Source organism: Treponema sp. (assembly GCF_017430385.1).
In the GTDB taxonomy this organism is placed as follows: domain Bacteria; phylum Spirochaetota; class Spirochaetia; order Treponematales; family Treponemataceae; genus Treponema_D.
This window is the reverse complement of record NZ_JAFRNB010000124.1, coordinates 1-20791: the sequence shown is the minus strand read 5'-3', so window position 1 is coordinate 20791 and position 20791 is coordinate 1. Positions and strand designations below refer to the sequence as shown.

The 20791-nt window shown below is 44.3% G+C and carries 16 protein-coding genes; 2 read left to right on the top strand and 14 right to left on the bottom strand.

All coding sequences use genetic code 11. The features are described from left to right. Window positions 1-1476 (bottom strand): aldehyde dehydrogenase family protein (locus IJJ71_RS08775; protein WP_296846454.1); only part of this gene is annotated, 1476 nt, incomplete at its 3' end. Window positions 1477-1666: 190 nt separating this feature from the next. Here IJJ71_RS08775 and IJJ71_RS08770 point away from each other — a divergent pair. Then, window positions 1667-2968: a cyclic nucleotide-binding domain-containing protein gene (locus IJJ71_RS08770; RefSeq protein ID WP_296846453.1), complete on the top strand. Its 1302-nt coding sequence runs from the start codon at window positions 1667-1669 to the stop codon at window positions 2966-2968. 31 nt (window positions 2969-2999) lie between these two features. Here the strand turns inward: IJJ71_RS08770 and IJJ71_RS08765 are convergent, their stop codons facing one another. The 13 genes from IJJ71_RS08765 to asnA form a co-directional block, all read right to left on the bottom strand. Continuing rightward, the gene (locus IJJ71_RS08765; protein ID WP_296846452.1) at window positions 3000-3920 is read right to left on the bottom strand and encodes a M28 family peptidase; all 921 of its coding nucleotides are present in this window, start codon (window positions 3918-3920) and stop codon (window positions 3000-3002) included. A gap of 115 nt (window positions 3921-4035) precedes the next feature. Continuing rightward, window positions 4036-5181 (bottom strand): molecular chaperone DnaJ, encoded by a 1146-nt coding sequence (gene dnaJ / locus IJJ71_RS08760; RefSeq protein ID WP_296846451.1) that lies wholly within the window; start codon window positions 5179-5181, stop codon window positions 4036-4038. A 251-nt stretch (window positions 5182-5432) separates the two neighbouring features. After that, entirely contained in the window at window positions 5433-7379 is a 1947-nt protein-coding gene (gene dnaK, locus IJJ71_RS08755; RefSeq protein WP_296846450.1) for a molecular chaperone DnaK, read from the bottom strand. Between the two features lie 319 nt (window positions 7380-7698). Next, window positions 7699-8346, bottom strand: coding sequence for a nucleotide exchange factor GrpE (locus IJJ71_RS08750; protein WP_296846449.1), 648 nt, complete (start codon window positions 8344-8346; stop codon window positions 7699-7701). A 234-nt stretch (window positions 8347-8580) separates the two neighbouring features. Then, entirely contained in the window at window positions 8581-9507 is a 927-nt protein-coding gene (locus IJJ71_RS08745) for a hypothetical protein (RefSeq protein WP_296846448.1), read from the bottom strand. Between the two features lie 45 nt (window positions 9508-9552). After that, entirely contained in the window at window positions 9553-11211 is a 1659-nt protein-coding gene (locus tag IJJ71_RS08740; protein ID WP_296846447.1) for a sensor histidine kinase, read from the bottom strand. Between the two features lie 36 nt (window positions 11212-11247). Next, complete coding sequence (locus tag IJJ71_RS08735; RefSeq protein WP_296846446.1) at window positions 11248-12057, bottom strand: hypothetical protein; 810 nt, start codon at window positions 12055-12057, stop codon at window positions 11248-11250. Between the two features lie 32 nt (window positions 12058-12089). Next, the gene (locus tag IJJ71_RS08730; RefSeq protein ID WP_296846445.1) at window positions 12090-13934 is read right to left on the bottom strand and encodes a hypothetical protein; all 1845 of its coding nucleotides are present in this window, start codon (window positions 13932-13934) and stop codon (window positions 12090-12092) included. A gap of 3 nt (window positions 13935-13937) precedes the next feature. After that, entirely contained in the window at window positions 13938-14480 is a 543-nt protein-coding gene (locus IJJ71_RS08725) for a hypothetical protein (RefSeq protein WP_296846444.1), read from the bottom strand. A gap of 21 nt (window positions 14481-14501) precedes the next feature. Beyond that, window positions 14502-15224 (bottom strand): response regulator transcription factor, encoded by a 723-nt coding sequence (locus IJJ71_RS08720; protein ID WP_296846443.1) that lies wholly within the window; start codon window positions 15222-15224, stop codon window positions 14502-14504. A 259-nt stretch (window positions 15225-15483) separates the two neighbouring features. Next, window positions 15484-16791 carry a cell envelope integrity protein CreD gene (gene creD, locus IJJ71_RS08715; RefSeq protein ID WP_296846442.1) on the bottom strand — a complete coding sequence of 436 codons (1308 nt, stop codon included), beginning with the start codon at window positions 16789-16791 and terminating at the stop codon, window positions 15484-15486. A 266-nt stretch (window positions 16792-17057) separates the two neighbouring features. Then, window positions 17058-18062 (bottom strand): hypothetical protein, encoded by a 1005-nt coding sequence (locus tag IJJ71_RS08710; protein WP_296846441.1) that lies wholly within the window; start codon window positions 18060-18062, stop codon window positions 17058-17060. A 151-nt stretch (window positions 18063-18213) separates the two neighbouring features. Then, window positions 18214-19251, bottom strand: coding sequence for an aspartate--ammonia ligase (gene asnA / locus IJJ71_RS08705; protein ID WP_296846440.1), 1038 nt, complete (start codon window positions 19249-19251; stop codon window positions 18214-18216). 282 nt (window positions 19252-19533) lie between these two features. Here asnA and IJJ71_RS08700 point away from each other — a divergent pair, with 282 nt between their 5' ends. Further along, a complete protein-coding gene (locus IJJ71_RS08700) occupies window positions 19534-20595 on the top strand; it encodes a DNA/RNA non-specific endonuclease (RefSeq protein WP_296846439.1) in 1062 nt (353 codons plus the stop codon). The last annotated feature ends 196 nt before the right edge of the window (window positions 20596-20791 follow it).

Genomic DNA, 20791 nt, shown 5'->3' with positions numbered 1-20791 from the left:
GTCTGTTACGATGATAACTTTGTGAACGCCCTTCATCTGATGGATATATTCGATTGAGTCACGCTCAAAGAAGATTTTTGACGGTACTTTAAACCACTGCATATTATTTCGTCTCCTACCCAGTTTTTTGATGTTCAAAAGGTTGACGGCACTAACGTTGTCGTCTGTTGAGTTGTGTCCGTAAGAACCACAACCAAGTGTAAGAGAAGGAATGAATGAGTTGTATACGTTACCGATACCACCGAATGTTGAAGGTGAGTTCCAGATTACGCGGATAGCAGGAACGAGATCGCCGAATTTTTCTGCAAGCTCCTTGTTTGTTGTGTGGATTGCAGCTGAGTGACCGAGACCACCGAATTCGAGGAACTGTTTTGCCTTGTTCATACCGTCTTCTGTAGAAGAAGCCTTGAGAACTGCCAAAACCGGAGAAAGCTTTTCGCGAGTGAGAGGCTCGTTTACGCCGACTTCCTTACACTCAGCGAGAATGATGCTTGTGCGCTCTGGAATATCGAAACCTGCGTTCTTAGCGAGAACAACTGGGTTCATACCAGGAACGACAGAGTTGAGTTTTGCAACTGTTGGGTCGCCGTCTACGCCAAACATGTATTTCTCGAGCATTTTCTTTTCTTTGTCGTTACAAAGATATGCACGGTACTCTTTGAATGTTTTGATTGCGTCGTTGTAGATTTCTTTGTCGATGATTGCACCCTGCTCAGAAGCACAAATCATACCGTTGTCGAATGCTTTTGACATTACGATATCGTTGATTGCCTGTTTGAGGTTGCAAGATTTCTCAACATAAGCAGGAACGTTGCCGGCACCTACACCGAGAGCTGGTTTACCCTGAGAGTAAGCAGCGCGAACCATTGCGTTACCACCAGTTGCAAGAATTGTTGCAACACCAGGATGACCAATCAAGAGATTTGTTTTTTCGAGAGATGGCTCTTCAATCCACTGAATACAATCTTTTGGAGCACCAGCAGCGACAGCAGCATCATAAACAACTTTTGCAGCAGCGATAGAACATTTGATTGCGCTTGGGTGGAATGAGAAGATGATTGGGTTACGAGTTTTCAAACAGATGAGAGATTTGAAAATTGCTGTTGAAGTTGGGTTTGTGACAGGAGTAAGACCAGCAACAACACCTACAGGCTCAGCGATTTTGACAACACCAGTTACATCGTTATCCTCAATAACACCAACTGTCTTGAGGTGACGCATGTGGTTTACAACATACTCACAGGCAAAGAGGTTCTTTGTAGCTTTATCTTCAAAGACACCGCGTTTTGTCTCTTCTACTGCAAGTTTTGCAAGTACACCATGCTGATCGAGAGCAGCAACACTGGCTTTTGCTACGATGTAGTCAATCTTTTCCTGATCGTAAGAAGCGTAAGCCTCCAACGCCTTCTGAGCTTTTTCTACAAGCCCGTTGATTTCTTTCTGTGGTTCTGAAAGTTCAGTCTTTTCTTCAGCCATCTGAAATACTCCTTTGCATTTATACAAAAAATATTAGCTTATATTAGCACAAAATCATTTGCTCTGCTATAGAATTTAGAATTTTCTTGCAAGATTTTTAACTATTCAGCAGATAATCATGTCAAAATAGTATAAAACTGACCCAAAACTCATCTTCTATAAAGCATGTTTTTTTAATATACTTTAAGTTATGAGAAAAGTATTAACAGCATCGTCAAATGAAAATGTTATAAGCACCGTAAGAAATGCCTGCAAATTATACCCGTCTTTTTTTGCAACCGACATATTCGACGCCACAGAAGATATCATCCGATATATTGATTACGAACTTCCTGAAATCAAGGTAATCGACTTCACCTCAGAAAACATCGACTGCGACAAAATCTTGCAGAATATCGCCGAAGACACATGGCTTCACTACGGCGGCGTTATCGCAGTCTGCAAGAGCCACAAGCAGGTCGAGGAAATTGAGCGCCGCAAGAACCCGAACATCCTTGCAATCCAGACAATCCCTGATTTTCAGAACCATTTCGTTCGAATTCTTCGTATTCTCTACCAGAACCAGCGTTTTCTTTTCAACCGCGGTATGAGCGACATCGCAGGCACAGAAGAATCAGGCTCCTTCATATTCGGTAACGATTCAATGGACTGCCGTTTTTATACAAACTTTCTTGTCAATTATCTTTACAACACGAACAGGATTTCAGACGATGACCGTTTCAGCCTGCAGATGACTTTCAGTGAGCTTGTCACAAACGCACTGGAGCACGGGAACCTTGAGATTGATTATGCCACAAAGACTGAATGGCTCGGCAAAGGCGGAAACATGATACAGCTCATTCAAAAAAGGGCCATTGACCCGCGTTTTGCAAAAAGACGGATAAAAATTTCCTATGACATCAGCAGAACAGCCTCAAAATTTTCAATTACCGATGACGGAAACGGCTTTGACTGGAGAAGCTACATGTCAAAGACTGAAGCAGATGAAAACATGCTTCATGGCCGGGGAATTTCTTTGAGCAAAAGCGTAGTTCAGACATTAACTTACAACGATAAAGGCAACGAAGTCACTTTTACAATCGCCAACCTCAAAAACACAGCTTCGGCAGTTCCTGGAAAAATGAGTCAGTTTGAGACCGTTGAATACAAAGACAAGCAGGTCGTATGCCGCGAAGGTGAATACAGCAACGATCTTTTCTTCATTATTTCCGGAAGATTCGCCGTTTACGCAAACAAAAAACTTGCGACGGTGCTTACTCCTAACGATTTGTTCATCGGAGAAATGGCCTTTCTTTTGAATGACCGCCGAACAGCAACAATTCTTGCCGTCGGAGACTGCCGCCTGATCCGCATTCCAAAAGCAGACTTCCTTCTCATGATTCGAAAGAACCCACATTATGGAATCTTCTTGAGCAAAATGCTGGCACAGAGGCTTTTAAGGCAGACAAACCAGACAATCGAACTGAAAAAACAACTTCTGGAAAAGGCCTGAGTTCCTATTCTGGAAGCATAATTTTCAAACCTCACGCAAGCGCATTCATTTCAGCAATCTGCGTGAGGATTTTTTTTACCAGCTTGTAACTTTCAGGACTGAGACTTAAAAAATTATCGTATTCGGTGTGGAAAAGCCGCCATGTCATAGGCATTTTTTCACTGTATTTGAATCTTTGAATGGAAAGGTCGGCCACATTTTTTGAATCAGAATCAATACGGCAGTTCATCACTGCTTTTTCAAGATTCTTGTCCGACATAAGATTACTATAATAGAAGGAAACTTCATCTTTTGGCAGGAATGTGATTGCAACGGCAGGAATTCCGCACGCAAGGAAGCCGGCATTGTCACTATAAGGAACCGGCAGAGTCATCCAGGAATTCGGCATCGCCTTACGCAAAAGATTCTGGGTGCGCTCGTACAAATCCAGGAACTTTTTTTTGAAAGCACCACTGATTTTTGAATCCAAGCCCGCACGAGCCAGAACCGCAACTTCACCTCGCCCGCAAGCATCAAAGACATAGACATCATCATTCACAATCCCAAGCTTTCTGAACAAATCAGCAAGTGCAAAAGCTCCCTGAGAAGAAACGCCTTCCGCTCCAAGCTCCTCGCCGTCAGTAAAAAAAATGCGCACATTATGGATTTTTTTTGAATGGGAAAGCTCCGCCGCAAAATCAGCAATCGCAAAATTGGCCAAAGAATTGTCATTCGCACCAGGACTTCCGGCAACGCGGTCATAATGGGAAATTATCGTCTTGATTTTGAACATTGGATTGTAAGCGGTGGAAGGAAAATTGACATAAAGATGTTTTTTTTCACCAAGCGGAATCACGGAAGAAGAAACGCCCCGCTCAGAAAGATAATTTTGCAAAAAAGAAAGCCTGTCGCAATCTGGAGCGATATATTTTTGAAAAGAATTGGAATCGAAAGAGTCAAAACTTACAGACATGTTCACGATTTATTATCGGTAAAACCCAATTCTTTTTAAAACAATAAAAGCAGGCTCGCGTTTGATGTTAGAATCAAAACCAGAAACCTGCTTTTTAAGATTTTCTTCTATAAAACTACCTGCTCAAGCTCGAAAGCGGAACACAGCTTGGTGAAGTCGTTGCGTTTTCAATGCGCGCGAATTCTTCCATGAGCCGCTTTTGCTCGCTGTTCAGGCGGGTTGGAATCTGCACGATGATTTTTACATACAAATCACCTTTGCGGCCTTCTGCGTACGGAACGCCCTCGCCTTTGATTTTGTAGAGCTTGCCGTTTGTTGTTCCAGCCGGCAACGCAAATTTAATTTTTTTGCCGTCAAGCGAAGTGATGTCCAAAGTGACACCCAAAGCAGCCTGTGCGAATGTAACTGGGATTGCACAGTACAAGTCACGGCCGTCTCGCTCGAAATACTCGTGCTGCTCGACATGAAGAACGACAATCAAATCACCTGCCGGGCCACCGTTTGCACCAACATCGCCCATGCGCGGAATTGCGATTCGTTTTCCGTCATCAACCCCGGCCGGGATTGTGAGCGACATTTTTTTAGTGACTGTTTCGTAGCCAGTTCCACGACATTTTTTACAAGGATTATCGATTTTTGTGCCTACGCCGCCACAAGCTGGACAAGTCTGCTGAACTGCAAAGAATCCTGCCTGTCTGCGAACCTGACCACTTCCGCCACAAGTTGGACAAGGCTTTCTTTTTGAGCCTTTTGCTCCACCTGTTCCGCCACATTCAGTACAAGCTTCATTGTGCTGGAAAGTGATTTCGGCTTTTGTACCGTAAACCGCATCCTTGAAAGTGATGTTGAGGTCGTAGCGAAGGCTCTGTCCCTGGCTAGGCTCGTCTGGTCTTCGGCGTGAAGAGCGGCCACCACCACCGAAAATATTTTCGAAGATGTCGGAGAAGCCGCCACCCATGCCGCCCATACCACCGAAAAGGTCTGAGAAGTCATGGAACGCATGGCTGTAACCGCCACCGCCGCCGCCCATTCCGTCGAGACCGGCAAAACCATACTGGTCATAGATTGGTCGCTTCTGGTCATCAGAAAGGACTTCGTAGGCCTCGGTAGCTTCCTTGAACTTTTCCTCCGCCTCTTTGTCGCCCGGATTTCGGTCAGGATGATATTTGACCGCAAGCTTACGGTAAGCCTTTTTGATTTCATCTTCCGTAGCGTTCTTCTGAATTCCTAAAACTTCGTAATAATCTCTTTTCCCAGCCATGGTCATTTTCCATTAAATTTTTAACCACAGATTACACAGATGTCACAGATTAGGAATTTTTATATGAAGAAGCCGTTCGTACGAAATTGAAGGATTTTTCATAAAACATAACTTTTAATCTGTTTAATGAATGTAAAATGTGGTCTTTAATTTTGGACACGCATTAACATTGTCCAGTGATTGTTTCGAAGATGGGCGTTAGCAATGCGCAATTTATCACTGTTCACTGCTAACTGCTCACTCCTAACTTATTAGTGTACCTCGTACTCTACGTCGTCGGCACTGCCTTTGTCGAATTTGCTTCCGCCATTGGCATTACCTGCAGAGGCTCCTGCATCGGCACCGGCATTTGCAGCTCCTGCTCCTGGCTGTGCGCCCTGAGCACCCTGCTGTTTGTAGATTTCTTCGGCGATTTTGTAAGAAGCGTTTTTCAAAGCCTCTGTTTTTGCCTTGATGTCTTCTGTGTTGTTGCCTTCGATTGCCTTTTTGAGGGCTGCGAGTGCATCATCGATTGCCTGTTTGTCAGCACCGCTGATTTTGTCGCCAAGCTCTTTCATGCTCTTTTCTGTCTGGTAAACAAGGCTGTCTGCCTCATTCTTGACATCAATTGCTTCACGCTGTTTTTTGTCTGCCTCTGCGTTTGCCTCAGCATCTTTTACCATGCGGTTGATTTCTTCTTCGCTCAAGCCGCTTGATGAAGTAATCTGGATGTGCTGCTCTTTGCCTGTTCCCAAATCTTTTGCAGAAACATGTACGATACCGTTTGCATCGATATCGAATGTAACTTCAATCTGTGGAACGCCACGAGGAGCTGCAGGAATACCAACCAAGTCGAAGTTTCCGAGAGTGCGGTTCTGGCTTGCCATCTCACGCTCACCCTGCAATACGTGGATAGAAACTGCTGTCTGTCCGTCGGCAGCTGTAGAGAATACCTGGCTCTTCTTTGTAGGAATTGTTGTGTTTCGTGCGATGAGTTTTGTCATTACGCCGCCCATTGTCTCGATACCAAGTGAAAGTGGAGTAACGTCGAGCAAGAGGATGTCTTTTACATCGCCCTGGAGAACGCCGCCCTGAACAGCTGCACCAATTGCAACAGCCTCATCTGGGTTTACAGCGCGTGAACCTTCTTTTCCGAAGATTGCCTTAACAACTTCCTGAACTTTTGGCATTCGGCTTGAACCACCAACAAGGAGAACCTCGTCGATGTCGCTTGTTGAGATGCCTGCATCTGCCAATGCTTTGCGGCATGGCTCCTTTGTGCGCTCGAACAAATCATCTGTCATCTGCTCGAACTGAGCGCGTGTGAGTGACTTCTGCAAGTGTTTCGGGCCTGTTGCATCTGCTGTGATGAACGGAAGGTTGATGTCAACTGTTGTCTGGTTAGAAAGACCGATTTTTGCGTTCTCAGCAGCTTCACGGAGTCGCTGCAAAGCCATTGAGTCTTTTGAAAGATCGATTCCTGTGTCAGCCTTGAAGCCGTCGATGAGCCAGTTAACGATTGCGCGGTCCCAGTCATCGCCACCGAGGTGAGTGTCGCCGTTTGTTGATTTAACCTCGAATACGCCGTCAGCAAGCTCAAGGATAGAAATATCGAATGTACCGCCACCCAAGTCATAGACAGCGATTGTCTTTTCTTTTGACTGGTCTTTGTTGAAACCGAAAGCGAGGGCAGCTGCTGTCGGCTCGTTGATGATTCGTTTTACATCGAGACCTGCGATTTTACCAGCATCTTTTGTAGCCTGTCGCTGTGAGTCGTTGAAGTAAGCAGGAACTGTGATTACTGCCTCTGTTACTGGCTGTCCAAGGTAATCCTCTGCAGTTTTCTTCATTTTCTGCAAGATGAAAGCTGAGATTTCCTGTGGAGAGAACTCTTTGAGTGAGCCATTCTCTGTGACTTCAACGCGGACATCCTGACCATTGTCTTTTACTGTGTAAGGAACAAGTTTTGCCTCGCCAGTAAGTTCTGAATATCTGTGACCGATAAATCGTTTGATAGAATAAACTGTGTTCTTTGGGTTTGTGACCATCTGGTTCTTTGCAGGAACACCGACGATTCGCTCACCTTTTGCAGTGAAACCTACGATAGACGGAGTTGTGCGGCCGCCCTCAGAGTTCTGAATTACGACCGGCTCACCGTTTTCCATTACGGCAACACAAGAGTTTGTTGTTCCCAAGTCAATACCAATAATTTTTCCCATTTTTTTCTCCTTATAAAAAGTCGTGAAGAATGTTTCAACATTCGAATGACTTTTTATACTGCTCCGCAATGAAATGAGGAGTAGCATTATATGAAGCAAGTTTTCAACGAAAACTTGTCAAGATAAAAAACAGACGATATTTCAGGCTGTTTTTTATCTATAATCTCCTATATTTATTTAAGATTTTACAAACCACAGATTACACCGATTTCACAGATTTTTATATATTTTGTAAGAAAGTCGCTCGTATATTACCAAGCAATTTTCATTAACCAGACACATAATCTGTGTTCATCTGTGACATCTGTGGTTACACCTATTACTCAGCAGGTTTAACTACCATGACTTTTGCGTGGCGGATAACCTTTTCTTTAAGCTTATAGCCTTTGAGGTAGACGGCAGCGAGTTGTTCTTTTTTGACATCTCCCTGCTGCATTCCGATTGCTTCGTGCAAGTCAGGATCGAAATCATCGCCCTCTTTGCCGAACGCAACAAGATTGTATTTATTCTCAAGCATGCTGACAAGTGATTTGTTAATCATGCGGATTCCGTCAGCAATTGATTTTGCATCTTTGGCATCCTTGGCAGCATCAAGAGTGCGGTCAAAATTATCCAAAGAATCAAGCAAATCTTTGAGCAGGTTGGCGTTTCCGTAGTCGAAAGCGTCCTGCTTTTCCTGCATCATGCGCTTGCGGTAATTGTCGAAATCAGCGGCACGGCGCAAGAGCTGGTCTTTGAGGTCAGCATTTTCTTTTTCAAGCTCAGCGATTCGCTCTTCTGGAGTTTTTTCTTTTTTCTCCTCGGAATCAGCTTTTGCTCCTTCTTTTGAATCAGAATCGGCTTTGTTCTCAGAAGCTGTGCTTTCCTGTGAAGAAGCTTCTTCTGCCTTTGTTTCAGCAGTCTGTTCAGTCTTCTGCTCAGACTCGTTTACTTTTTCTTCGGTTTTTTCATGTTTTTCGTGTTTCATGATTACTTCCTGAAATCTTATTCTTATAAATAAAGATAGTAAAATCTATCAAAAATCGTCAACAAAAAAAAGTAGAAATATAGAAAAATTTTTCCAAAAAATCCTGTCCCGAAGAAAATGAATCCTGTTTTATCAAAAAAAATCCCGCGCCGCCGTGAAGCCCCTTTAGTTGCGGAGCGACCGCAGGAAGCTCCGCAATGAGCGTTAGCGAAGGGCGAAAGGGCGGGAGGCAGTTTAGTCGCGCCATTCTGAAAAGTCGCTCACCATCTCCGAAATTTCAACCTTTGCCTCGGCAAAATTGGCCGGAAAATCCCTGACGGTCGGAATTATGTCCGTGGAAAAGACACAGCGGAGGGAGATTGCCAGAATTGCAAGAAGAATGCAGAAAAAAATCTTGTTCGTGTGCCGGGCATCAATTGCGCAAAGCCGCGAAATGTTCGGATTTTCTGCCACATACAAAACTTTCTGATTGCCCGAAAGCTCCCTGCCCCGCTTATCTTTTTGTTTCAAACTCTCACCGTTAATCGATTTGAAAGTCTTTCCGTTCACAGAAAATTCATATTCGTAGTTGATTACGAAAACCGGGAAATTTTTAGTGATGATTGATTTTGTGATTCTTCCTTCCGCAAAGCTGGTTGCCGCGCTGTTTCCCAGAAGCAGGTTTCTTCTTGTGATGAAAATTCCGAAGGCAAGAAGGGCAATAACCGCCAGAAAATGCAGGATTATTGATTTTGCGTCATTGCTTTTTCCAATCAACAGAAGAAAATACAAGAAAAAAGTCAGAAGTGCTGAAAAAGAGCCAAGGAAATACCAAGCTGCTTTCTGCCCCCTGTTTCCCGCGTCTTTTTTTGAGATTCTGATGATGATGAATGCGAGCAAAAGCTGGATTATATATATTATAGGAGAATAAAGAACAAAGACTCCGCCAGTTCCGAAAAGAAGCAGGCCTGAAATAATAAAGCCCCGCAAAAACCAGCCGAATTGGATTTTGTCATTTTCTGCCAGCGGAATGATTCGCGAGAGCCGGTCTTTTGTGAGATTTGAAAGCTGAGGCTTAATTTTTTTGAGAAAGCCCAGAACGATGACAGCCATGACCGCAAATAAAGCAATTAGAATCACGATCGGAAGCAAAAATCCTAAAAAAGCACTGCCTATTACCATAAATTACTCCCTTTGAGCAAAGATTTTTGTATTTTATAGAAGATTTCAGGAATTTTCTACAGGAAAAATCACGGAGAATTTTGCTCCGGCCAAAGTTTCGCTTTTTCCGACGGTGATTTTTGCGCCGAGGGTGTCTACGATTGCCTTGACCGTGGAAAGTCCAAGCCCTGTATGGCTCATTTTTTCATCTTCGGGACGATGTGAATAGAACCGCTCGAAAATCTTTTCTTTTTCTTCTTCAGAGACTCCCTTTCCGTTGTCCTCGACCGTGAATGTGATTTTTTCTGTTTTTGAATCAGCTGATTTTTCGATTCTAACTCTGACTTTCGTTCCGAAACTTGCGGCGTTTGAAATCAGGTTTTCGGCCATGCGGTCAAAATAATCGGCAGGAATTTTAAGCTTTGCTTCTTCGGAATCAGGTTTGAAATCAAAATCCGTAGCCGGAAAGACAAGCGAAAGCCGGGAAATTATGTTTTTTGTAAGAAGATTGAGCGGAAGCGGCTCGATTTGTTCATTTTCGGTGATTCCCGCATCGATTTTCGTGATGTTCCGAACGCCTGTAAGAAGATTTTGAAGGTGCGTGACTTCCTCTCCGATTGCACAGATGAATTCTTTTTGCTCTTCGGGATTTAGGTTCGGCGTTTCAAGTGCTTCGGAGCAGGAACGGATTGCGGCTAGCGGATTTTTGAACTCGTGCGAGACATCGCTTGCAAACCGCTCAGTGAATGTGATTCTTGCGTTGAGTTTTTCAAGAAGGGATGTGAGGGAACGAGAAAGAAGCCCGATTTCATCGATTCTTTTTTTGCCTGTGAATTGGGTGGAAAGAACGCGCCCCTGTTTGTCGCTTCTGGAAACTGCCTCGTGCGAAAGCTTTTTGAGCGGAAGGGAAATTCTGAATGTGAAAAAAAGTGAGACGAGAGCAACGAATATGAGGGATGCCAAAAAGACTTTTCCCAAATCACGCCTCAGTTCGTAAAGGTTCTGAAGTATTTTGTTGGTTGAGCGGCTCACAAGGACAACGCCCGAAACTTCTTCATTTTCGTCAAATATCGGAAGGGCTGAGTACAAAGTCACGCTTGCGCTGCTCCCGCGAGAAAATCTTGTGGTCGAGCCGTAGTAGCCTTCGAGGGCAGCTTTAATTTCATTGCCGTCGTAAAGGCTTTTTGATGTGTAATAATCCTGGGCGAAAGGATTTTGTGACGGCGGACGGAAGAATTTTCTGTAGATTCTGATTGGGAGAGAGAAAAGCCGGTAAACGAAAGTGTCTTCGGCCGATTTTTCCGATATTTTTTCCGCTGGTTTTTCGCTTTCGGGAAGATTCAGGGATTCACTTTCTTGGCGGGAAAGGATTGTTCCTGATTCAGCTCGGCTTGTTTCAGAAGCATTTGATTTGGCTGGAGTTTTCTGGCTTGTCGCTGAGTCCGCGAGAAGAAGCTGGTCTTTTCCGATAATTCTGATTCTGGCATCGAACCGGCCGTTCATTTTTGAAAGAAGTGTTTTTGCTTTTTCTTCTGTGAGTGAGTCGTGGGAGAGTGATGCCGACACGAGCCTTCCCTGCTGAACATTCGAGCGTTCCGTGAATTCCAGAAGCTGCTTTTCGTAAGTGGTCAAGGCCATCATAATCGCCACAGGAACGAATGCAATTAATAGAAGAAAAACTGAGATTTGAATCGATATGCTGAGGAAAATTTTTGGTCGTTTCATTTTGTCTTTTTTCTCCAGATTAGAACTTTTGCCTTTCTACCACCAAAGGAAGACCTGAAGCTCTGAAATCACAAGGCAGATGACATTTATCACGAATCCGCGGTGGTTGTTTTTCATCAGCCTGCTTTTTTGCTGGCGGCTTTTGACGATTCCGACAATCGAAAGGATAAGTACAGGAAGCGAAATCAGGAATTTTATGGCGATTAAAATCAAGCCAACGATTGCCATTCCTATCGCTTGCTCGCCGGTACCACCCTTGTTTTTTTCAAAAGCAAGGACAATACACGAATTCAAGCCAGTCTGAAGTATAAGACAAATCATGTTCGCAATTGAGATTTTGAATGAAGCGCTTGTTTTAAGCTGCAATTCATCGCCCGAAAGTTCTTTTTCTTCCGGCACAGGATTCAGTCTGTTCGATATATCTGCGAGAAGAATTGCGTAAGAAATCCAGTAAAGGACAGTTATTGTAAAATCAATCGCAAGGTAATACATCTTGTAGCGAATAAAGTAAACGATGTCGAACCACCAGCTTCTTGAATAAAACAAAAAGCTTATTGGGCGGGGAAGATTGAAGCTAAAAGTCGCAAGCCCCAGAAGCACAGAGGCTGCAAGATAGGCAATCAGACATTTCTGAACCAGAGGAAGTTTTGACTTTTCCTCAAAATACGGAATCTTCCTTGAAATGATTATAAGAGCTACGAGCGGCACAAGATGCAGCAAAAGGAGCAAGCCCCAAGAAAGGTTATCATCCCGCTCGCCAAAATCGAGGATATAATTGAACAGGGTGTACGCAAAATCAATAATCAGAACCAGCAGGAACCATCGCCATTTAGTGTTTTGTTTCATTTTTTCCTCTCTTTTCTATTTTTCAAACATTCCTAGTAACCGTAGTTTCCGTCCTTAATGGAACGCATGTATTCTTCTGCGGAGCGCATTTCGTTCTCAGCATATTTCATTTCCCTGGAAACATAAGCCTCGAGTCTTTTGTTAAGCGGAGCAAGGAAGAATCCGTCTTTGTCATTTTCGAGGAATTTGCCTGTCTCATCGTCAATTTCGACAAACCAGACTTCGCCAAGAACTGTGTCATCCCATTTTTTGCCTTTGTAGACGCTTTCGATTTGCATTCGGTATGTGCCTTTTCCAAGAAAAAGCGGATTTTTGACGGCGTTCATTGATATCCTGTCGTTCGTCCAATGATTTTCATATTCCGGGAAAAGGTCTGCAAAATTGAGGATTGCCTTTGTCGTTTTATTTGAATCAAGAAGTTTCATCGATTTGACACGGTTGTTTGAAATCCATGTCTCGCCGACTCCGCCAGCACGAGCAAGAACTGAATATTCTTCCCCACATTCGCTCCACTCAAAGTCATAATAACTGCCGTAGCCTTTAGGCTCTGGGTGGGCATAACGATGACCTGCAAAACGCCTCAGTCCGTTCGTTGCAAAAGGTCCGAAAGTATATGAATCCAGCGTGAATTCAATCCACTCGCCGATTCCGTCACCCTTCGCACCTTCTACCCAGCCGTTGAAATAGTTTCCGTCGAAAGAAGTTTCTGGCTTGTAATCTGAATCGCGGAGATTCTCATTGAGATTGAATTCCAAATGCTCCCAGTGATTATGATCCATTTTTCCTGCGATTTTGTAAGAGCCGGAAAGGAACGATGACGCGCGCACATTTTTTACGAAAGGCTGCTTTTTCTCATCCCCAAAGCAATCCTCTACATAAAAACTCGTACTATCGTCGCCTCCATAAGAGTGATAGAATTCAAAATATTCGTTTTTCTGCGGCATGTAGTTTTTTGCATAGTATAATCCGTCGCAAGGGATTCTGCTTTGTACGAACTGAGTCTTGGAATTGTACGAGGTCATTTTACTGTTCGTCAGGACGAGGAATTCATTGATGGCGCCACTTTTCCATGTTCCGCCGGTTGATATGTCGTACTGGAACTGATAGCGAGTTCTCCTGTAATCATGCTTCGCGGTTTCTGTCTTGTAGCGGACTGTCAGCATGGATGAAGAAGATGGCTTGAATGAAAGCTCATGATAAAAATGAAGAACTAGCTTGACTGCATATACATCATCGTGATTGTAGTCGTCTTCTTCATAGTCAAAAAATTTGAACGGGCTTTTATAGTCTTGTACGAGAGAAGTTTCGATTCCGACTGTCTGCACTGGAACGCTCTTTCCGTCCAGCTCAATGACGCAAGGATTCAAAGTCGGGTCGTTTTCACCGTAACGCAAAAGTTCAGAAAGATATTCCTTGCATGAAATTGTGCGGAGTTTCTTGTCGAGCGCGAAAACTTCGTCTTTGCTTATGTTTCCGCCGTAAGTTTCTTTTTTGCTGGAACCAGGATGGTAATTCTCGACTTTTTTCTGAAGAAGAATTTCCCAGATTTTGAGTCTTGGCCTTGCATTGAAAGAAACGAAGGTCGAAACGGAGCCGTCATTTTTGTGCACGAAAAACGGAAGCGTGATAACGACAGGGAACGCGCACGGAACGATGACTTTTTCTTTGGTCGTATTTTTGAAGTCAAAACGAGCCTCAACATCGCCCTCAAGCTGGTCAACTATAAGAAGTTCTCTTTCAAGCGCGATTTTTTCATTCGGCTTCTCGACATAGATATTGCCATAAGCCCAGTCCTCTGGCTTGTAACTGCCGCCATCATCAGCAAAAGAAAGCGATGCTGCCGCAAAAGCACATAAAATCAAAATCAGTTTTTTCATTCCCTATTCTCGTCCTTGAAAACTGTCTACAATCAATTCTGCGGCGTTATCTGTTTCGGGAGAGCTTCCCGCCGTTGTTTCGTGCACCAAAATGAACGAATAATCTTCCGCAATGATGTAATACTGCGTTGTCGTCGGCTCCTTCGGGCGTTTTTTAAGCAAGTCTTCGCTCGGAGACAGGACGAACTTATAGATAACATACCCTTTTTTATTTTTGTATCCGTCGCCCGTAAGGTCAAATCCTGCCATGGAACTCTGATAGGTCAGCTGGCTGAGAATAGCCTGCTTGAACGCGGTATGATTTTCTTTTGTGTATCTATTGTGGCGTTCTTCAACAGAAATATTGTTTGCGAACTTTACCTCTCCGCTCGAAAACTTCTTGTCATCGTCTTTTGTAAGAAAAAACGGCTTTTCTGGGGTTGAGAATTTTTTGTTTTCGACATAATTGTCTGGAACAGAAAAAGAACCAAAATCCTTTTTTATGTCCTTCGCAAAACCTTGTACCATTGCACCAACTAACATTGCAATAAAAATTACCTTTTTCATTTTTTTACTCTTTTTTTTATTTTATCCCAAAAATTTGTACCCAAGTCCGTAGACCGTCTCAATCCGTTCCGTGCCGATTTTTTTGCGAAGACGCTTTATGTGGCAGTCAATCGCACGGTCATTCAGGTAGATGTCCTCAGGATAGGCGATTTCAATCAGCTGCTCGCGGGTAAAAACTTCATCAGGATTTTTCATGAAATTTTCGAGCAGGCGGAATTCAGTAACCGTGAGCGGGATTTCTTCTGAATCCCCGGCCGCATTTTTTGCCTTTGCAACACAACTTTTTGTATTGAGGACGAGATTCTCTGAGCGGAGAAGATTTTTGTCATCTTCCATAAGCTTCTCATCTTCTTTTGAGACCTTCTGATACCGCCGCAGAAGCACTTTGACACGGGCCAGAAGTTCCTTCATCGAAAATGGCTTTGTAAGATAGTCGTCAGCCCCAAGCTCAAGCCCCAGAATCTTGTCGAATTCCTCATCACGGCTCGTAAGAAAAATCGCGGGGACTTCGGGGAAAATCGCCTTGTATTTTTGAAGGAACATGATTCCGTCCATCACAGGCATCATAATGTCAAGGATGTAAACGGCTGGCGGATTTTTGCTTTTGGTTAAGTCGTCCAGGGCTTCCTTTCCGTCAGAGAATTCCGCGACCTCAAAGCCTTCGGATTCAAGGAATTTTCTGAGCGGAAGACGGACATTTTTCTCATCATCAACTATTGCAATCTTCGGTTTTTCTACATTCACGATGAAAAGATTATAACAATTTACTGCAACGCTCTTCAATGAGGGAACAAGATGAAAGTCATCCAAAACAAAGCAGATAAAATGTCTGAAAATGCAATTCTTATCAAAAAAAATGCTGCGCAAGGGATTGTAGGGGCGGCGATAGCCGTTGCCGGAACAAAGTGTAGGCAATGTAGCGATAGCGGAACCGCGGAAAGCCAAACGAGCACGACAACGATGGTGCTCGCAACCGACTGCCTTTTGGCAGACGGTTGCGCCCTTATGCTTTTGATGCAATTTTCTCTTCTGGCTGTGGGCTAGATTCGTGAACCGGGAATTTTGTTATGCCGTTTCTTGTGAAGAACATCAGAATTGCGACCACGATGAACGCGAACACCGAGCCGATTAAGAGCGCGTAATCTTCGGACTGGAGCGAAAGATAAAGGTATGAGTACAAAAGCGCGAAACAGCCAGCCATGATGAGCGAAAACCTGACTTTTTTTGCAATCTGACCGATATAGGCCGAAACCAGAAGTCCCGAAGCCAAAGCCCCAAGCATATACGAAAGGTTGAAGGAAACATGCTCCGAAAGCGCGAGCAGCAAAAGGAAGAAAAGAACGCAGGCACTTCCGCTCAAAAGATAGTGAAGCGGGTGCAGATTGATTTTTGCGATTGCCTCGAACATGAAAAGGACTATGAAAGGCACGATTATGAACAAAAATCCGTAAGAAATAGCACGGTCAAGTTTCTGGTAGACATTCACCGGGTCGATGAAAGAAAATCCGATTGTGTGACCTGATTCTGCGTTTGCGAAAGGAATTGTCCATTCGGCCGTAAAGCCTTCGCTTGTGAGTTTTCGAGTGTTCGGGAGATAGTCGAAGCCTGTGAAGCCTGGGGAAGCCCAGTCTGATTTTACCGAAAGGCTTGTGTCGCTGGCACTGACTTCAACTGCGAAGGAAGTGGAACCTTGAATTTTTAGCTCTGTGTCGAATGTGTATTTTCCGCTTGCGAAATTGATGTTGGCGGCGATTTCGGTAGAGACAGCTCTTGAACCAGTGTCGTTGACTGCGTAGCGGATTCCAGAAAGATAAGTGTCGTGATTTTTTCCGTTAATGACAAAGACTGGCTTGCTCTGGAGGGAACGGTCATGAATTTCAAGGACGACGACCGCCTTTTCTGGATGCGAGCGGGCAGGAAGCTTTTCCGAAGCGTCAAAATCGGCGTGAATTTTCATTGAGCCTGAGAAAATCGGGGCTGAGTAGATTCCGAGAGGCCGTCTCTCGCTTTTCAAATCTGCTTCATATCGGAGCGTGGTTGGATTGATGTACAGATAGCGTGTGACGGTTTTTTTTTCAATTTTATCCCAAGCATTTTTCTCTTCGACTGTCTCATCATAAGGAATCACGATATATGGACCGCCTGAGCGAAGCTTGTCTCCGCTTGCCTCCGCGATGCTGTCGAGGGCGGTGTGGTAGCTGTATTCCCTGTCCTCAAGTTTTGATTTTATCAGCACATTTCCCACGAGAAGAAGAAGCACGATAAATCCGATGAAAATAAGTTTGATTGATAATGGTGAAATTTTTTTCATAAAAATCTCCTATAAGAGCCAAGAAGGAAGTTCCAGTTTTCGATTGGCCGTTTTTGTTGTGTGGGGCAGCTGGCTTTGTGGAAAAGTCATTGCTCGGATGCAAGCTCCGCCCCTTGTTAAGAAGATTTTAGAAAGAAAATGTGTCAGAATTATGGCGAAATTGTGTTCTTTTTGGAGAGTTTCAGCGAATTTTGGAAAGTGTCGGCTAGGCTGAATGTCGAGTTTTGAAATTTACTGGCTGTGTTAAAAACTCGCCATTCGACCTATTAGCAATATCTCCATTCTACGCCGTCTTCGCCCATAAAGATTTTGACTGTGCTGTTCTCGATGAAAGAATTGTCAAAGAAAGACTGGATATCCATCGCAGCCCCAGAAAGGAGCTCTTCGGGATTGTAACCAAGCTCGATCTTTGACTCTTCGCCTTCGCCAAAACATCGTGAAAAAGCTCCGTTGAGCCGGACAATATTGCTCACGACATCAAAAAGCTGAGGCTTGTTCTTTTCATCGTATTTGAATTTAAGGAAGGAAAGCTGCATTTTTTCGATTTCGGCATGTTTTGCAGTCTCAGGCTTCCATCCGCTTTCAAGAGAACAGTTGTTGATTTTCTGCCATTCCGCAAAATCCTGGAAAAACTTAGATGGTGTCATTTTGAGCGGGGCAAGAACCGCAAGGAACCAAGTGACTGCACGACCATAGCTATAAAAAGAAGAGACAGCAAAGGCAGTTTCTCGGCAATTTTTTATGTCCTGGGTCGAGAAAGTTGCGCTCGGCTTGGGCTGTTTAATAGAAGATTTATCGGCACTGTCTGAAATGCCCGCCAGCTCCAGCTGAGGAAAATCAATGTGATTCGGATAAAGGGAAAGTGCAAAATCAAGCCTGTCACGGAAAGCCTTAACGCTGTCGCCCGCATCACAGGCAAAATTCATGTCAAATCCAAAGACAAGCCCCAGAGTATTGAGCATATCCGCCCGGCGCGAGAAAAACTTTTTGTCAAAAAGATAAGAGCCGCCCTTGCTGAGCCCCGAAAAAGGAATTTCAAGCGTGCAGTAAAGCTCGGCACAGGCCTTGCACACGTCCATATCAAGAACGTTCGCGCTCACAGGCAAAGTCAGAAAAACATCTCCCGCCTCTTTCTGGAAAACCTGCAGAAAGTGAAGGAGCTTCCCCTTGTGAGAAAGAACAGCCTCGTCCTGCAAAGTGAACTCAGTAATTCCGCGCTGCTTAAAAGAAGAAAGAGAAGATTCCAGATTTGATGAAGTAAATTTAAACAAATTTTCCATTTTATCTTGTAGGGCAAAAACAAAGCCTACCCGGTGCGCTAACTTCGAGTAGGCTTTTAACAATAGCTTAAAGGAGATTGCCACCTCTACGGTGTTCCTTTCTTTTTTAATATATCCGATAATTTCCCTATCGTCAAGAAAATTACAGCAAGTGAATTCCGTGCTTTTCGCACTCGCTCTTCATCTCGTCCGGCCACATTGAAACCTGGATTTCGCCGATGTGAGCTTTTCGCAGGAAGAACATGCACAAGCGGCTCTGACCAATACCGCCACCCATTGTAAAGCTGAGCTCACCGTTCAAGAGTTTTTTGTGGAACTCAAGGCTTGCGCGCTCAGGGCAGCCACGCTCTTCAAGCTGTAATTTCAAGCTTTCAGGGCTTACACGAATACCCATTGAAGAAAGCTCGAATGAAGACTGCAAAACCGGGTTCCAGACGAGCAGGTCACCGTTCAAACCGTGATGACCGTCAACGCTCTCGCTGATCCAGTCGTCATAGTCCGGTGCTCGTCCGTCGTGGATTGTTCCGTCAGGAAGCTTTCCGCCGATACCAATCAAGAAAACAGCTCCGTATTCTTCGCAGATTTTGTTCTCGCGCTCTTTTGGAGTCAAATCGGGATAGCGGCGCTGTAAGTCATCAGCAAACACAAACTGAACGTTCTCCGGCAAAATCGGCTTGATGTTCTCGTAGCGGTCGTAAATGTAGAATTCTGTGCGTTTGAGACAATCATAAATCTTTTTGACGGCTGCCTTCAAATATTCAAGATTGCGGTCGGCCTTATTGATGCACTCGCACCAGTCCCACTGATCGACATAAAGCGAGTGAATATTGTCCAAATCCTCGTCGGCACGAATCGCGTTCATATCAGTGTAAATTCCAAAACCTGCAGGAAGCTTCATCTCGCTGACCTTAACACGCTTCCATTTTGCGAGAGAATGAACGATTTCCATCTGAGCGTCGCCCATGTCCTTTACCGGGAATTTTACGGCACGCTCAACACCGTTCAAGTCGTCATTCAAGCCCTTTCCGCTCTGAACAAAAAGAGGAGCGGTAACGCGGGTGAGATTAAGTGCGGTAGAAAGCTGGGTCTGGAAGAAATCTTTAATCATTACGATAGCATGTTCGGTCTCTTTTTCGCCGAGCAGCGATTTGTAGTCTTTTGGAAATTTTACACTTGCCATTTTGTGCCTCGATTTTTTATGAATGGAATATTTTATCAGAAAAGCGATTTTTTTTCTACAATTTTTTTGGCGCAAAATTTTCTAGCGGCCGTTGTTCCGCCCTTCGCTCACGCTCATTGCTTCACTACGCCTACGCAACGCAGTTGCTTCGGAGAGTCGCTAAAAATGCTTTCGCATTTTCTTAACGCTCCCTACGTTCCGCAACTTCGGGGCTTCATAACGGTGCGGCATTTTTTATTCCTCAAAATGTACTCGCTGTGAATAATTTGCTATAATCTCTTTATGCCTAAAAAACGAAAATCACGCAAAAATAAAAAACAGAGACACTCCCTGGGATTTCTTTTTTTAATAATTGCAATTCTCACTGTTGTTTCAGTTTATTCTTATAAGACAAATCCAGAATTCAAGGCGAAAGTTGATAATGTTGTCAAGATTTTAAAAGAACCACAGATTACACAGATTTCACAGATTAAAAATTATATAGAAGAAAGTGATTCTAATGAGAAGCAGGCTGCTCAATCTGAGAAAGCGGAAACCGATTCTGAAAAGCAAAAATCTTCGGGCAAAAAATCAGCGTCGGAAAAAGCTTCCGCAAAAGAACTCGTCGCACTTCCGGCAGGACTTGAAAAGCCAATTTGTGCCGCATCTGATAACGCCGCCGACCACCAGCTCAGGAACTTTGAGCATTATTCACTCTGCTACCGCGAAAGCTACGAGCAGGCAGAATGGAGCGCGTACTGTCTCACCGAAGAAGAGCTTGTGAAAAACGCAAAGCGAAGCGACGACTTTAGAAGCGACCCAGAAATCACCACAGGCTCAGCAACTCCTTCCGACTACAAAAAATCCGGCTACGACCGCGGCCACCTCTCCCCTGCCGCCGACTTTGCCTTTGACGAAAAAGCCATGAGCGAGACATTTTACATGAGCAACATGAGCCCGCAGAAAGGAAACCTTAACCGAGGGCTTTGGAAAGATTTGGAAAGCAAGGTGCGTGAATGGGCAGAAATATTCGGGCGAGTGTATGTAGTTTCAGGCCCGATTCTTGAAAAGCCAGCCGAAGAATACAATTCAATCGGCGAAAACAAGGTCTCAGTTCCAGAATTTTACTACAAAGTGCTTTTGATTCCGCTTTACGAAGACGAAAAAGACAAGGAAACTCCCGAAGACGCCCAAAGTGTGATGATGCTGGCATTCATTCTCCCGAACGAAAAATGCGGCGAAGTCCTTGATTATTATGAAGTCGCCGTGGACGAAGTAGAAAAGCGTACAGGCTTGGATTTCTTCTCGCTGCTAGAAGATTCACTAGAAAATGAACTTGAGGCAAAGGACAGAAGGGCACCCTAAAGGGGCGTTACGGGGTAGGGAGCGACGGCGTTAGCCGACAAAACCTGCGAGACAGGTTTTGAGCGAGATGATATGCTTTTATGAAAAGGGTGAAAGCGGTATCCTGTTCTGACGGGAGCAGGAGGTAGGCGGCAGGTTCCACGCGAGACAGAGAGGCATAAACCTCGAGAGCGAGATTAACCTAAACCTTCCGCTG